Source organism: Microbacterium sp. (assembly GCF_047607465.1).
In the GTDB taxonomy this organism is placed as follows: Bacteria; Actinomycetota; Actinomycetes; order Actinomycetales; family Microbacteriaceae; genus Microbacterium.
In genome coordinates this window covers 18,293-34,087 of sequence record NZ_JASGCY010000003.1, presented here as the reverse complement: position 1 = coordinate 34,087, position 15,795 = coordinate 18,293, and the positions used below count along the sequence as shown (strand labels likewise).

Annotated in this window: 13 protein-coding genes; all 13 read left to right on the top strand. The window is 64.7% G+C overall.

What is annotated here, in order from left to right:
* The first annotated feature begins 41 nt into the window (after positions 1-41).
* The 13 genes from QM568_RS00345 to QM568_RS00285 all read left to right on the top strand — a co-directional run bounded on the left by QM568_RS00345 (position 42) and on the right by QM568_RS00285 (position 15,690).
* Positions 42-1,169 carry a tyrosine-type recombinase/integrase gene (locus QM568_RS00345; protein WP_415134644.1) on the top strand — a complete coding sequence of 376 codons (1,128 nt, stop codon included), beginning with the start codon at positions 42-44 and terminating at the stop codon, positions 1,167-1,169.
* Between the two features lie 48 nt (positions 1,170-1,217).
* A complete protein-coding gene (locus QM568_RS00340) occupies positions 1,218-1,466 on the top strand; it encodes a helix-turn-helix domain-containing protein (RefSeq protein ID WP_415134642.1) in 249 nt (82 codons plus the stop codon).
* Between the two features lie 37 nt (positions 1,467-1,503).
* On the top strand, positions 1,504-1,944 hold the full coding sequence (locus tag QM568_RS00335) for a DUF6093 family protein (RefSeq protein WP_415134640.1): 441 nt from the start codon (positions 1,504-1,506) through the stop codon (positions 1,942-1,944).
* The gene (locus tag QM568_RS00330; RefSeq protein WP_415134638.1) at positions 1,937-2,347 is read left to right on the top strand and encodes an HK97 gp10 family phage protein; all 411 of its coding nucleotides are present in this window, start codon (positions 1,937-1,939) and stop codon (positions 2,345-2,347) included. Before QM568_RS00335 ends, QM568_RS00330 begins: the two co-directional genes overlap by 8 nt.
* Position 2,348: 1 nt before the next feature.
* Positions 2,349-2,792 (top strand): hypothetical protein, encoded by a 444-nt coding sequence (locus QM568_RS00325; protein ID WP_415134636.1) that lies wholly within the window; start codon positions 2,349-2,351, stop codon positions 2,790-2,792.
* Positions 2,793-3,204: 412 nt separating this feature from the next.
* Complete coding sequence (locus QM568_RS00320; RefSeq protein WP_415134634.1) at positions 3,205-3,798, top strand: hypothetical protein; 594 nt, start codon at positions 3,205-3,207, stop codon at positions 3,796-3,798.
* A gap of 10 nt (positions 3,799-3,808) precedes the next feature.
* A complete protein-coding gene (locus QM568_RS00315; protein ID WP_415134632.1) occupies positions 3,809-4,558 on the top strand; it encodes an Ig-like domain-containing protein in 750 nt (249 codons plus the stop codon).
* 139 nt (positions 4,559-4,697) lie between these two features.
* Complete coding sequence (locus QM568_RS00310; protein WP_415134630.1) at positions 4,698-5,411, top strand: hypothetical protein; 714 nt, start codon at positions 4,698-4,700, stop codon at positions 5,409-5,411.
* 83 nt (positions 5,412-5,494) lie between these two features.
* A complete protein-coding gene (locus tag QM568_RS00305; RefSeq protein ID WP_415134628.1) occupies positions 5,495-5,839 on the top strand; it encodes a hypothetical protein in 345 nt (114 codons plus the stop codon).
* A gap of 71 nt (positions 5,840-5,910) precedes the next feature.
* A complete protein-coding gene (locus tag QM568_RS00300) occupies positions 5,911-10,512 on the top strand; it encodes a phage tail tape measure protein (RefSeq protein ID WP_415134626.1) in 4,602 nt (1,533 codons plus the stop codon).
* Positions 10,512-11,387, top strand: coding sequence for a hypothetical protein (locus QM568_RS00295; RefSeq protein WP_415134624.1), 876 nt, complete (start codon positions 10,512-10,514; stop codon positions 11,385-11,387). The genes QM568_RS00300 and QM568_RS00295 overlap by 1 nt, the downstream gene beginning before the upstream one ends.
* Positions 11,384-12,925: a hypothetical protein gene (locus QM568_RS00290; RefSeq protein WP_415134622.1), complete on the top strand. Its 1,542-nt coding sequence runs from the start codon at positions 11,384-11,386 to the stop codon at positions 12,923-12,925. Before QM568_RS00295 ends, QM568_RS00290 begins: the two co-directional genes overlap by 4 nt.
* Positions 12,922-15,690, top strand: coding sequence for a hypothetical protein (locus QM568_RS00285; protein ID WP_415134620.1), 2,769 nt, complete (start codon positions 12,922-12,924; stop codon positions 15,688-15,690). The genes QM568_RS00290 and QM568_RS00285 overlap by 4 nt, the downstream gene beginning before the upstream one ends.
* Positions 15,691-15,795 lie beyond the last annotated feature (105 nt).

The following is a 15,795-nucleotide window of genomic DNA, read 5'->3' as shown; positions in this document are numbered from 1 at the left end:
CCGGTTGAAACGAGGGCCTGCGAGCCCTACTCTTGTCCCCTATGGCTAGCATTCGGGAGCACACCAAGAAGGACGGGTCGAAGACTTTCTACGTCCTCTGGCGAGACCCTGACACCGGGAAGCAGACCTCGCTCCCGTTCCCTGTCGAGGCGAACGCCATCGTTCTCCAGCGACTTCTGAACGCGAACGGGCAGCGGCTCGCCGCGGCGGAAGCTCTCCTCCAGCAAGCATCCCCAGCCGCCGAGATGACGTTGAATCAGGCGTTCGAGCGGCACATCAAATCCTTGACGCGGGCAAACGAGCACACGACCGCGGAGTACGAGAAGATGTGGGAGCATCGCCGCATTGCTTCCGACCTCGGAAACTTACCGGTCGCCAAAGTGACCGACGAGGAAGTGGGGGCTTGGCTCAAGGAGGGGCTGAAGGTCTACGCCCACAAGACGATGGCGAACAGCGTCGGCTTGCTCTCCTCCGTCTTCAAGACGGCTGTCCGACGCGGTTGGGCACCCGCCAACCCCTGCGATCTGGTGCGCCTTCCAGAGAAGGTCGACACCGAGCGCAAGGCCACGTTCCTCACCTTGAAGGAGTTCTGGCTCCTGCATGACGTGTTCGCTGAACGTCATCGACTGATGCTGCGCGCTTTCGTCGCCTCCGGGCTGCGATTCTCCGAGATGACTGCACTCGAGGTCGAGACCACACAGGAAGCTCTCGCGCGGAAGACTCCAGCGCTGCCCGTCGTGCGCGCGTGGAAGAAGTCGAAGGCGGGAGGGTTCCACCTGGGGGCACCGAAGGCAGAGTCGGTTCGGGACGTCTCCATCCACGCCGACCTTGCCGCAGAGATCCTTGAGCACATCGAGAACTTCGAGCCAGGCGGTCTCGTTTTCCCCAATCAGTTCGGTCGGCAGTTGCGGAACACCACGTTCCACAACGCCGGTTGGCAGGATGCCGTCAAGGCCGCACGCAAGAAGGGACTCCGTAAGACACCTCGCCCTCACGACCTGCGGCACACGCACGCCTCCTGGATGCTCAGCGAGGGGATGTCCGTCTACGACCTCAGCAAGCGCCTAGGACACAAGTCCACGAACACGACTGAGCAGATCTACGGGCACCTGATGCAGAAGGCGCAGACCGCCGGTGCGACCATGATCGGCGAGATCATGAAGCGTTGAGCGCTAAGTCACTAAATGTAGCACCTTATTCGTGTAGCATCACCTTTAATGAATGAGGAGATCTACACGCTGGAGGAAGCTGCGGTGCGGTTGCACATGCCGTACCGCACCCTCCGGGACGCCGTGTACGCCGGCCGCTGGCCGCACCGCAAGATCTCCCAGCGTCGGCGCCTGATGACGGAGGCGGACATTCAGGCCGTACTGGAGTTGACCCGCGAGGACGCTCGCCCCGCCCCCTCCATCTCGGATACCCGGCAGTCCCGCGCCAACGTCCTCTCGCTGCTGAAGTCGGCGTAGCCGGATTAGGAGCATGATCCGGTCGTAGCCTGGATGTATGGCCCTGTCCCGTCCAAAGCACCTCTCCGCCGATTCCTGGCCGGACGAGATCGCCGCCGTGGCGCGCGGGCAGTTCAACGGCACGATCACAATCCGCAGGCCGGGCACACCCGGCGGCTACGACCCGATCACAGGCGACCGTTTTCCCGATGCTCCTGGTGAGATTGTTCTGGGCCCCCGCCCCGCGCGCGCACAGCACCTTCGAGCACCTCGCGTCGTTAGTGACGGCAATGGCTCGCAGACATCCATCACCTACCAGTTCCAGTGCGACTTGCTTCCTGGTGACGCAAGCATCACGAAGGGCCTGGTGGTCACCTTTGACGGCGGCCGCGACCCGGAGCTTGCGAAGATGACCTTCCAGGTGGAGTTCGCCACCAACTCCTCCCATGCGGCCGTCCGCACCATCGACTGCTCGACGGAGGGTGGCCGCAATGCCTAAGCGCGTCTACCACGGCGCCACCAAGGGCGTGTTCACAGCGATGGCATCCGACATCATGGACTACTTCGAGAGCAAGATCGAGGAAGCCGAGAAGGCCGGGTTCCGAGCCTTGACCGAAGCCCAGTCGACCGGGCTCAGCAAGATGATCGAGTACACCGACCGGATCGACACCGGGCACATGCACGACAGCGTGACCGGCAACGTGACCAGCACTGGCCGCGGGGGTCTTGTCGGCTGGTGGGGTTGGGAGGATGGCCTTGAAGACTACTTCATCTACCAGGAGTACGGCGATGAGAAGTTCAACGTGGGCTTCAAAGGCATGAGGGCGCTACGGCAGTCGTACGTGGAGGCTCGGGAAGAATACCTCGCGAAGCTGAAGCAGGCAGGGTTCAAGGTGAGTTGAGTTGGCAGGACACGGACTCGAGGAACGGCGCGCCACGCTGGCGCGCCTGAAAACCATCAACGGTGGGCGAGCCTTCCAGGGCGCTCTATCGGACGACTACGAGGTTCCCCGGGACTCGTCCGGGCGCGTCCTCCCGCACATCCTCGTCGACTTCGGGGCGCCGATCCAGACCGCTCGGGACCGGTGCCTGGCAAAGCGTGAGCAGGGCCAGCCGCACGTCCTGCCCGCTACCCTTGCCTGCGTCGCGGGGAATGCAGATGACGCGCAGGCGCTCATGGCGGCGGCGTTCGACCTGCTGGTGGACTGGTCACCCAGCGATACCTGCGATTCTTACGAGGCGAAAGGCGGCTTCGGGTCGCGCCGCCCCGCGACCGCCGCTGTGCCCACTAGGTTCGCCGAGGGGCTGTATCTGGAAGCGGTCACCAATCAGGGCGTCGACGCATAACATCGTCGAAATTAAGCGCCTAAAACACGCCTAGCGTTGAATGCGTGAGTAACGACAACAGGCTGTACCGGCACAAGCTCACCGGCTTGCTCGGTGAGTACGACCCCAGGGTCGCCTTGGCGCACCCTGAACTCATCGAAGTCCCGCCGGGCACGAAGCCACTGGCGTTCACTCCGATCCCCCGCGAGGCAGTTGAAGAGTACCTCGCATCCCGCGCAAGCGAGTCGGATGAGACTATGCCGCGAGGCGCAAAGGCTGCGCGGCGTAAGCGTTCAGGTAGCTAATACCCGCATCGAGGCTTAGAGCGCGGCATGGTTGGCATCCCGAAAGTCTACTCGACGCCTAAATTAAGCCACAAAAACGAGCCTAGCGTTGAAGTGAACGCCCAGGATGTGGGCCAATAGAAAAGGTGGTGGTTCCCATTCCTGACAAGACCTTGAACGAGACCGATACGGTCCTCCTGATCCCTGCCCACGAGGTGATCGGCATCCCCAACGCCATCACGCCCACCGGCCTCGTCCCCTACGACGCACTCACCGTTGCCGTCCTCAACCGCTGGGCGGTTGTGACCAGCACGGGTCACGCGAACGCTGGAGCCGGCGGCAACGTCTCCTGCGCTCTCGTCTCGGACGGGTTCACTCTCGGCTTCACTGACTCTGCTGAGGACGACGAGAAGTCCCTCTGCGACCCGGCGAACTCCACCGACCTGACGGACCTGAACTTCGACGCCGACATGACTGGCTTCCGCGACGCCAACCCGGCCGCCACGGATAGCGTGTTCGTCCTGTGGAAGAACCTCACGTTCGCGCCTGACGTGCCTTACCTGATCGTTCACCGCGTTGGCTACCCGTCCAGCACGCCCTTCGCAGTCGGGCAGGAGATCGACGTCTACTACGCTCACACCGACCTCCCCGTCAACGTGCACGAGGACGGTGGGAAGCAGAAGATCCAGCAGGTCTTCATCCCGAAGTCGGTCGCCAAGCCCAACTACGTGCTCGCAGCGTAAGGAGAAGAACATGCCCGCAGTCAAGATCAAGTCGAACCAGAACACACTGCTCGCCACCGGGCCGAAGGCCGCCGTCGCCGACGTCCTCACGCCCACCCTGGCGCAGCTGAACACGCTCACCAACGTGTCCGACGCAACCAAGTGGGACGGTTACGACTTCGGCATCGAAGCGTCGGAGCAGGACGAGGATCGCGCCCTCACGGACGCCGCGGGTGCGGCGACGCGAGGCTACGAGAACTTCGGTGGCTCGGTGGCGTTCTACACGCCCACGCCGGCCGACACCAGCTCCATCTACCGGCAGACCCGCAACCTCGTGGCGAAGCCTCACACCGAGATGGTGAACGTCCAGCGCGACGGCTACCCGGCCGGCGCAGCCTTCGCTGCGGGCCAGGTCGTCAACACTTACCACGTCATCACCGACGCACGTAAGGAAGAGCGCGGCGACAAGAACCGGTACTACACGGTCGACTTCAAGCCGAAGGGCTTTGTCGGCGTCAACCGGATCATCCCGTCCACTGTCCCGACCGCTGTTGCCATCACGGGCGGCTCGACCGTTGCGCCGGGAAACAGCATCCAGCTCAAGGCGACCTACGAGGGCAACGACATCACGGTCGGCGCCGTGTGGGTGTCGTCCGATGAGACGAAGGCCATCGTCACCAAGCACGGTCTCGTGATCGGTGTCGCGGCCGGCTCCGTGAACATCACCGCCACCTACCCCGGCTCCGCCGCTGGCACAGCAAAGGCCATCACAGTTTCCTGACGCCGCTACCTCAGGAGCAGAGAACCCCCGCCTTCCCCTCCTTGGCGGGGGTTCTCTGTGTCCAAATTAAGGTACGGAAACGCACCTACCGTTGAAGTGACCACAAGAGGAGGGCTCTTTCATGGGCAAGAAGAATGCATTGCAGGCCGAGATCGAGGAGATCCAGGCCGAAGCTCGCGAAGGCTTCGATTTCCGGGCACGCCTGGCGAACGCCAACAACCGCCGCCGCGTCGTCACGGTCTACACGGATGCCGCGATCGGCGAGAAGATCGGTTACGCCGTCGACGAGGAACTCCCTGGCGGCATCAAGACCGGCCGGCGCACCCGCAAGGGCCTAGCGGGGAAGTTGGACGCGCTGTACGAGGAGGCGGAGGCGCTCAACAAGCATTTCGACTTCCTCGAGGAGTCCGGCCAGGAGATCCCCGACGTGGACGTGGCGCGCGTCAAGGAGATCAAGGCGCAGATCGGCAAGATCGAGAAAGAACTGGCGGCCGTCCGTAAGGATCTTGAAAGCACTGCTTTCGAGTTCCACCTGATCTCCCTGCCCAGCATCGCCGACCGCAAGGCGCGCCGCGAAGCCAAGGTCGCCCTCGGGATCAAGGGGAAGAACATCCCGGAAGCGAAGGCGGACGACTTCAACGCCGAGTTCGCCTCACGCCTCATCGCCGCCTCCGTGGAGAAGTGGGTTGACCGCCAGACCGGGGTGACCTACACGGGGATCACGCCGGAGCAGGTTAACGACCTTCGCGACTGGCTTCCTATCGGCCAGTATGCGCGCATCGACACCGCCGTGTCGGAGTTGAGCTTCCAGGCGGCCATCGCCGATGGCGCCACTGACAACGCGGATTTCTAGCGGAGTACCTCGCCTCGGACGCCGGGGCGGGGTACGTCCCTCTCATTGAGGCATCGATCACTGCCGGCGTCCGGCCTACGACGATGATCCTCGGGGGTGACAACCGCAAGAAGTGGTCAAACCTGGACGTGCTCGTCATGCAGGCGTACCAGATCGTCAAAGACGAGCGGTGCAGTCAATGCGGAGTGCCGCGATGGCTGTGCCGAAATAGCGACCCGCGCATCCAAGTGAGGGTGAAAGTCGACGAGTGCTACGCCAAGCAGGAGATCGACAAGTTCGAGGAGCGGCGCCGGAAAGACGACGACAAGTCCGGTATCGCATACCCGGAGTTCTATACGACGGACGGGACGCCGCTGCACGAGTTCCGGCGGGCCTACTACGAACAATTGGCGGCAGAGCGCGCCGAGGATGCCGAAGAGAACGACTAGGCGCCGAAATTAAGCGGCCGAAACGGCCATAACTTTGAAGATGATCGCAAAGACCCGACTGGTGGAGGATGATGTCTGACGCATTCGACGCCAGGGCGGAACTCCAGTTCCTCATCGTCGGCGCCCGGCAAGCCCTGAACGACCTGGAGCGTGTCGCTGAGGGCACGATGACGGCCGGCAAGGCTGCCGATCAACTGGCTAAGAACATCCGCAACGCTGAGAAGGCGATGCGCGACGCAGGTAAGGCGTTCCGTGAGACGGGCGATGCTGCCAACCAGGTCAAGAAGGGCCTGAACCCCGACAAGGAGGGCTCTGCCGAGTGGCAGGCGCTCTCCAAGAAGGTGCGCGAAGCTGAGGCTGCCTACCGCGAGTTGGCGAAAAGCCGTGCCGCCGCCGGCAAGTCCGCGCCGAACATAGACAAGTTCATGGCGGGTCAGGGCATCACGTCCGCCATGATGACTCAGTACAGGCAGGGCATGAACGCCGGGCTGGTCAAAGACCAGTCGGCCCAGGTCCGCACGGAAGCCAAGGCGAAGGACGAGCTGGCTGCCGCCGAGAATCGGCTCACGGCCGCGCAGCTGAAGCGCCAGGCGGCGGAGGCGAAAGAAAGCAACCGCCAGATGGACGCGCGCGCCCGCGCGGAAGCCAAGGCGATTGCGGAACAGCAGCGAGCCACACAGAGCCTCGTCGGCGCGCAGGAGAAGCTTGCCGCATCCAATCGGAACCTCTCCGTCGCCATCAACCCCGCTCGCGAGAACTCTGTCGCCCAGGCGCGTCTGGGTGTCGCCGAGGCGACCAGGCGGCAGGCGGAAGCCCAGCGGAATCTTCTCTCCGCCGGGGCCGACCCGCGCGCGCAGCTTGCCGCAACGAGGGCGCTCACGACAGTCAACAATGATCTGGCACGCGCGCACCAGACCCTTCGTTCCGCTCGTGAATCCGACCTGTCCACACTGCCGACCTTGCGCTACGCGCTCTACGACGTGGCGACTACGGCGGGTTTCACGGCGTCGGCGATCACCGCGCTGGGGACGGCGAGTGTCGTAGCGTTCGCCTCCATGCAGTCTTCGTTCACCAACGTGGAGCGGACACTCGACGGCGTTACCGACCCGGCTAAGGTGCAGGCCCTCCGCACCGAGCTTGTCGGCCTGACCAGGGAAATCCCTCTCGCGTTCGCAGACGTCGCCAAGATCGCCACCCTCGGCAACCAGCTCGGTGTCGCCGCTGACGACGTGTCCGCGTTCACGGAGACGGTCGCAAGGTTCTCCGCAGTGACCGGCCTGACCGCGGAGGCTTCCGCCCAGGCGTTCGGCTCCCTGGGAACCCTGCTCGACGTGCAGGCGCGGGATTACGAGGCGCTCGGCTCCTCCATCGCCCTCGTCGGGCGTCGCTCGGTTGCGACCGAGCAGGAGATCGTCTCCATGACGACCCGGCTCGCCGCGTCTGCCTCCAATGCCGGCTTCACGGCCGATCAGGTGGTGGCGCTGTCTGGCGCATTCGCCTCGCTCCGCATCGCCCCCGAGCGCGCGCAGGGCGTGATGGAGGTCTACTTCAACCGCCTCAACACCGCCATCTCCGAGGGTGGCCCCCGTCTCGAAGAGTTCGGGCGCATCGCCAGGGTTGCTGGTGCCGACGTGGAGGCGATGGTGCGCTCCAATCCGGTCGAGTTCTTCCAGCGCCTCGCTACCGGCCTTGGGGAGATGGACCAGATCGCCCAGACGGGCGCGCTCGACAAGCTGGGCCTCAGCGGCATCCGTGCCGGCGAGGTGTTCGGCCGTGTCGGCGCGAACGTCGGCGTGTTCAACAAGGCGCTCGCGAATGCTAACCAGGGCTGGATGGAAGGCACCGAGCTGGGCGACCAGTATGGGAAGGTTGTCGACGACCTGGCCTCCCGCTGGCAGATCTTCCTCAACGCCATCCAGGACGCAGGCGCTGGTGTCGGCGCCGCGCTGGCTGGCCCGCTGGGTACCGCACTCGCGGTTGTCACCGGGCTCCTCCAGGGCTTCGCAGAGTTCGCGTCCAACCCGATCGGCGGGTTCTTCGTCAGCCTCATCGCAATCCTGGGGGGCGTGGCGGCGGCTCTGACTGGCTTGCTCGCGGCGGCCGCATTGGCGGGCGCGTCGTTCGTCGCGTTCCGCACCGCCGTCTCCCAGGCCACCTTGGCGATGGGCGTCGAAACCCTCACGGTACGCGGCCTGATGGGTGCGCTCACTGGCCTTACGGCTTCGGCCGGTGCCGCCACGACGAGCATGAAGGTGCTCCGTGTCGCCATGTGGGCCACTGGTATCGGGATCGTCGTATCCCTCGTCGGCTCCCTCGCCGGATGGCTGACCAGCGCCGCCGACAGCGCAGGCGGGCTGAGTGCGGAGCTTCAGCCGGTGGTCGACGGGCTGAACCGTGCCATCGACGCCGACACCGGGATCTTCAACGGCAGTGGCGAGGCAGTCCGCACCTTCACCACAAAGCTTGAAGAGAACTCGAGCGCCGCGGAAGGGGCGGCCACCGCCGCCCAGCAGTACGCGGGCACGCAGGCTGGCATCGTCTCACAGGCCGCCGAGGCCACCTCGAAGATCGAGGAGCAGACGCGGGCACTCGGAAAGAACACCGAAGAGTTCTACCGCAGCCAGCTCGCCCGGGACGAGGGTTTCAAGCAGCTGGCGAACGACCCGGAGTTGCGCGCAGCGGCCGAGGCCGCGGGCTTCGCGGTTGGGGAACTGATCACTTCCGGGATGCAGAAGAACGGCGGCATGACCGCCTACATCCAGGGACTGCGCGATGAGGCCAACAAGCTTCTCGACGAGGGGAACTCCATGGGTACGCCCCTCGCGGACGTCGGCATGGGCGCTGTGGTCGAACAGGGGGCGGCGCTCCTCAGCGTTGCTGACGCGCTCGAAGAATACGCGCGCATGACGGATACTGCGACGCTCGCAGCGCAGGAGGCAGGGGTTGCGGCCGAGTATGCGGGCACATCGATAGCGGGCGTCGGCCCGGAGGCGGACAGTGCGGCGAGCGGCGTCGCCGGCCTCGCGGATGCGCTGTTCGATGTCGAAAACGCCGCGCTGTCCACCGAGAGCAGGATGTACGCGCTCGGCTCCGCGGTCGGCGAGAACACTGGCGTCTGGGACATCTTCAGCGAGGCTGGCCGCGCTAACCTGGGCGCGCTGTACGCCGTGCTGGACGCCATCGCCGCCGAAACCCCCGGTAACGCCGCTTCGATCGCTGCGAACTTCCAGGCCCTCTACAACACGCTGATCCAGGGCGGGTACGCCACGGCAAGCCAACTTGAAGTGATCCGGCAGAAGATCGTCCAGTTGACCGGCTCCACCTCCGTAGAGCCCGCTACCCGCGATTTCAGCTCGTTCTTCAACGGCATCTCCACGGGCGCCGCAAAGGCGGCTAAGGCTATCGGCGGTGGGGGTGGTAGTGGCAGTAGTCTCAAGAAGGAGATCCGCACCCTCGTCGACTACGCCAACGACCTCAGCGGTGTGTGGAAGCGTGCGTTCGATATCCGGTTCGGCGGAATCCAAGGACTCGATGACATCAACTCCAACTGGATCAAGATCGCGAACGCCGCCGACAAGGCCCGCGAGGCCATCGAGGAGCATCACCGCGCGCTGGCAGACATGGCCGCCGACAGGTCGATCAAGCAGTACTGGCTCAAGCAGGCCGAAAACTACGGCGACGAGTTGCGCGCCGCCAAGCTGCGCGCAGAACTGTCTGAGATCGACGCCGATATGGCGAAAGAGAAAGCGGAACTCGCCACCGAGCAGGACAAGCTGAACAAGTCCCTGGTGGGGAACAGCGAGGTCGCGATCAACAACCGCGGTGACATCCTCGGCCTGGTGGGCAGCTACCAGAACTACCTCAAGTCCCTCGCGGCATCCGGAATGGGGCAGGCGGAACTTCAGCAGAAGGCGCAGCAGCTTCGTGCCGAGTTCGTTCAGCAAGCGGTCTCGATGGGGTACAACCGCGACCAGGTAGAGCTGTACGCTCGCTCGTTCGACGACATGTCCGTGGCGATCGACCGCGTGCCCCGAAACATTACCGTGACCGCAAACATCGACCCTGCACTCCAGGCGCTCAACGAGTTTGTGGCGAAAGCCCAAGAGTCCGGTTCACGCGCCGGAAGCGGGATCGCCTCCGGCGTCGGCGCCGGCTTCAACAGCGCCGTCCAACAGGCCGCCCAGTCCGCAAGCGACATGCGGTGGTACTGGGAGTCGGCATGGTTCAGCATGACCGACACCGTTAAGCGCAACCCGCTCCCTATGACGACAGTGAACGGCGTCTCCGTCGTCGACTTCTTGACCGACGGTAGGCGCCGTAGCGGCCGTGGCGGCGGGGGCGAGTTCTCGTCCGGCGGCTACACCGGCGGATCGTCGGCCAGCCAGATCGCGGGCCTCGTGCACGGCAAAGAGTTCGTGTTCAGTGCTGCGGCGACCCGGACGCTCGGCGTCAACAACCTCGCCTACATGCACAACATGGCGAAAAGCGGCAAGGTCGCCGGCCCGGTCGGGATCGGCGCTGCGGGTTCGGGTGTGGTCGACCTGTCGGCGGGTTCGGCGCGGTTGCTGGCTGACATGCTGGCCGCAAACCTGACCGTCGTCCTTCCGGGCGCGCAACTCGCCGGGTCTGTCGGTTCGGTGAACGTCGCCCGCACTTCGAGGGGGAATGCCTGATGGCTAAAAACGTGTGGATCGGGGTCCGTGGGGCGGAGCAGTGGTTCAAGGCTCCTGCGCCCCGTGCGGCCTTCCAGCCTGTCGGGTGGAGTGCGACCACGCAGGGCCGCAACGGCCGTGTGACGGGGCGGGCGTCGCGTGTGACGCACATGGAGTACGACCTGTCGTGGCCTACCATCTCCGCGTCTGAGGGGCGGAAGGTGAACGACTGGTTTTACGGCGTCGCCGGGAGCGGGCTCATCCACTGGCTCGACCCGATGCTGGAAAACGTCCTCCCTGCGCACTGGTCGATGCCCGGCCTCGGGTGCACAGACGGGCCGGTGCTGTACGGTCTCACCCGGCCGACCGCCGTGTCCACCGCCACGAACACGAAAAACCTGCCCGCCACGTCGGCGGTTTACACGCTTGGTGCCGGCGTCGCCCCGCAGTGCTATATCCCGATACCCCCTGACTACACGGCCCACATAGGTGTGCACGGCGGAACCACCAGCACGGGCAACAGCATTGTGGTGGCCCGTCCGATGAATGGCGAGACCGCGATCGGGTCGAGCACGGTCCTCCCGTGGATCTCCACGTCGTCGACCACTCGGTTCACGACGACGTTCCCCCGCACTGGGGCGATGACCGGGCTGTCGATCCGCATAGCGCCTGGTGAGACGTTCGGCACCGTCACCACCCCCAATTCGGGGACGATCGCAGGGATCATGGTCGAAGTCCTGCCGGATGGACAGTCGCCGTCTGGTACCGGGTTCATCCGTGGCGGCGGAAACAGCGGGTGCCGCATGTTCGAACCGGCGACAGAGGTGGCCTTGCACGCCGTGGAGGGTCGTGAGCGGATGAGTGTCGCCGCGAAGCTGATCGAGGTGGGGCCGTGACCGCCGTCGATGTGAAAATCGGCGACGCCTGGTATTACAGCCTCTCCGACTGGAGTGTGGAATCCTCCTGCACCCCCCTGGTTGCCGGGGACACGACCGGTGGTGTCGGTGCGGTGTCATTCACCCTCCCGGAGGCCGCGAAGTCGAAGCGCCTCCAAGGCGACCCGTGCCTTCTCGTCGACCCGCACATGGGCACGATGGCCGGCGAGCTGCGCCTGGCGGGCGGCAACGGCGTGAACACCACTATCACCGGGTATTCGAAGATCGCGGCGTTGAACGTGAACCGTACAGCGGAGGCGTACACGGGCACCCTGCGCGGCGCCATCCTCTACTACCTGGGGTTGTGCGGGGTGACTCAGAGGATCGCCGTGCAAGCCTCCTTGGCGACACGGAGCGTGCGTTACATCGGCTGGCAGGGCAACGTGCTCGACAAGCTGAAAGACCTGTGCGCCGCACAGCAGATGGAGTTGACTCAGGTCGGGCAGTTCTACGTGTTCCGCGAACCCGGCAGTCGTATCGTCTTCGCCCGGTCTTTCGACGACTGGACATGGCAGGCCAGCGAGGACCAACTCGCGCAGAACGTGGAGGTCGCCTGGTACGACACCAGCCAGCCCACCAGCCAGATCGTGTACCCGGCGGGTGGGTGGACTGCGGACGTGCCGGTGTTCCAGGTGGGCGCGGGTGAGATAGCCACCTACGAGATCGACATGATGCCGCAGGAGGATGCAGCGAAGCCGATCGGTATGAGCGTGCTCAGCATTGACCAGCCTTCCTGCGTGGCGTCCGTCGCCCGACAGTACAGCGGCACCGCATCCGTGTACGCCGTAGCAGGGAAAGACGGGCTGCCGATCCAGCCCGCACAGTGGACGGCGGGTGGCGGGGATCTAAAGGTGGAGATCCTGGAGGCCGGCCTGAAGTTGAAGGTGACGATCACCGGCTCCAGTGAGACCGAGTACGCCCCGTACCAGATCGCGATGACCAGCGGCACCAGTGACGCCTATTCGTCGTTGCGCCTGTACGGCAACGCGATGCGGTTCAAGCGGGGTGTCCTGACAATGCAGACCGGCCTGGACGGCGACCGTGCCCCGCAGGAGACCACGCCGATCATCGACAACCCGTTCCTGAACTCTTACGACGCCGCACACAGGGCGGCGGTGGGGGTGCTGTCGAAGCATTCGTCCGCCACGTACACGATCAACGGCACCGTCACCCAGGTGGAGGCGGGGCCGGAGAATGTGATCACCTTTTTCGGCTCCGAGGACATCAGCAACGACCCTGCGGCGCACCCGTTCGGGAACCTTGAAGGCTCCTTCTTTTTCGCGGAAGGGATGGTGTTCCGTATTCGTAGCGTCACCTACACGCCCGGCGGCGCCCGTTTCACCGCCGAACAGCACCACACAGGGCTCATGGACTCCGCCCTCCTGTCTTACGCCACTGGCACGTCCTCCCGCACTGCGACTGCATGGAACGCCGCCTACCCGGCCGGACTGACTGCCGATGACTTCAACGCCGACCCGACGAACGGATTCTCGCTGTGACCAACTGGCCCGCATCCAACCTTCCCGACGAGGCGCAGGCTTGGCGCCGCAAGATGGAGGAGGAGCTGGACGCGCAAAAGCGCACCTTCAAAACCTGGCAGGTGAACGGCGCGGCCCTCCAGAAGGCGCAAGAGTCACTGTCCAATGCTATCGCTGACGCCAACCTGACCATCAAAGAGCAGACGGAGACAGTCGCCGACGCCCGCCGCGTCCCTGCCGCGCCTGCCGACGCGCAGGTGAGTGCGAATGCCTACTTCGACGAGTACGGGCGCCCGCAGGCGACCGTCTGGGGCTCTTGCGCGCCGGTGCTGAAAGACACTAACGGCAACCCGATAGAGGTGAGCTACCACGAAATGTACGGGCGCCCCACCAATGCCGGTGAGGCGTGGCAGAAGCTCGCCGACTCGTACGCACTCCCCCCGGAGTTCAAGTACGCACCCCTGCCCGGCGGGGAGCAGTGGGATTTCTGCATGGCGGCCGTGTCCATTCATGGCGTCGTCGGCGAACGGTCGGCGGTGTTGACGGTGACGCTCACCAAAGACACCACCCCGCCCCCGCAGCCGTCCGCACCCACTTGTACGGCACGCCTCGGGCAGGTGATGGTGAACTGGGATGGCCTCACCTCGGGTGGTCAAACCCAGCCGGCGGACTTCTCCCACTGCGAAGTGCTGATGGCGAGCTCCTCCGGCGGGTCCGGTTACAAGGTGGGGACGATCGACAAGGACGGCGACACCTTCTACGCCCCCGAACAGGAGTACAACGCCACCCGTTGGTTCTACCTGGTCGCTGTCGATTACACCGGTAACCGGTCGCTGGCGTCGACCAGGGTGTCGGTGGCCGTGACGCCTCTGGTGAACACGGACCTGATCGGCCGGGTGATCGACGGCGTGAACGTGAAACTGGACACGCTGGACACGGACGTGCTCAAAGACAACGCCGTGTCAATGGACAAGTTGGATTCTCTGACCCGCGATACGATCAACAACGCCGCAGCTGACGCCGTGACCGCCAACGGGAGGGTGACGACCAGCCTGAACGCACCCACCGTCCCTGACGGCGCGGGGAAGCCGGTCGGTGCGTTGTGGTACCGCAACGACGCCGCCGGCGGCGTGATCGGCATGTGGGAGTGGACGGGCACAGCATGGTCCCCGCGCGAGTTCCAAAACGCCGTGTTCGGCTCCATTGACGCCGCCAAAATCACCACCGGCATCATCGACGCGGGGCGGATCGGCGCGAACACGATCACCGCCGAGAAGATCGCCATCGGGGATTTCGAAAACCTGGTCGACGGGTCGGGTTTCGAGGATGCCGCGACGATCCCCTGGAACCTCGCCAACGCCCCAGGTACCATCACCCACGTTACGACAGGCCCCGCTCATTCCGGCACTGGTGCCCTCGAAATGTCTTCGGCTGGGACCGTGAGTAATGTTCCCACTTTCGCGACCTTCAACGTGCAGGAAGGCGACGGGTTCTACGTCGAACTGTGGGCCTACCGGGACGCCGCCTACAACGGCACCGCCGGCAATGCGAAACTTTCCATGCGACGTACAGACACCGGGGCGCAGATCGGGTCGTGGTCGTATAGTGCGGCCGCCGTGCCGACCGCATCCACCTGGACACTGATCTCCGGAACCGGCACCGTCCCTGCCGGTGTGACGAGGGTGTATTTCGTTCTGTTCCGTGACAACACGGCCGGGTCGATCGTCTTGGACGACATTGTGATCCGCCGCCGCTCCAAAGGCGAGTTGCTTGTGGATGGCGCAATCACCGCCAGGACGCTCGCCGCGGGCGCCGTCACCGCGGGAAAGATCGCCGCGAACTCTATCGGCGCCAACGAGATCGTCGCCAACAGCATCACCGGCGATGAGATTGCCGCCAACGCGATCACCGCCAGCGAACTCGCCGCACTGTCCGTCGAGGCGGGGCACATCAAGGCGAACGCCGTCACGGCCGACAAGATCGAGGCAGGCGCGATCACCACGGTGAAACTGGCGGCGGGCGCCGTTACGGCCGACAAGATCGAGGCAGGCGCGATCACCACGGTGAAACTGGCGGCGGGCGCCGTTACCGCCAACGCGATTGCAGCCGATGCGATCAACGGTAAGACGATCACGGGCGCGCTGATCCGCACGGCGGCATCCGGCGCCCGGACGGAGATGAACACGTCCGGCATCCGCGTGATTAACAGCAGTAGCCAAGAGCTCCTCCGCATTGGTTACGGCATCTCGACCGGCATGTCGATTCGAAACCCTGGCACCGGGTCGCTGGTGCCGCTGTCGGATGCCGCGTTCGGTTCGGTCACTGACGCGAAAACCGACAGCCTCGGCTATGCAGTGCCAGTTTCCGAGACGAGCGCCGCGAATGGCGGGCCGGGAACGTGGGGTCCGTGGAGCCGCCACACGACAGAATCCCTCCAGGTCGTCTTCACCGCTGTCGCACCCGTGTACCTGATCAACTTCGGGCAAGTGTGGTCGGCACCCTACGCAGCCGGCCATTCGGTTCAGGTGCTCGTCGCCCCAACAGTGAACGGCACGCGACTGTCCGCCACGAACGGACCATACTTCGCCCCCAGCGATTATATGAACTGCTCGGCGACTGCTGCCGAGCCCCGCATGGGGCCTGTAGTGGGGTCCGTCCCGATCAACACGACAGTCGGGACCGCGTACACCATCCAACTCCAATTCCGGACAAACGGGTGGGGCACCAGCGCGCCGGTCGCCGTCCTTGCAAACCGTTTCATCGTCGCGACGCCAGTCTTCAACTGACCCCCGCCCCGTTCTAAATTAAGGAGCCTGTGCGCATCTAACGTTGAAAGTGCATCAGTTCGCACGAAGCGCCGGAAGGGGTGAGGCGGGGCTTAGACTCCGTAG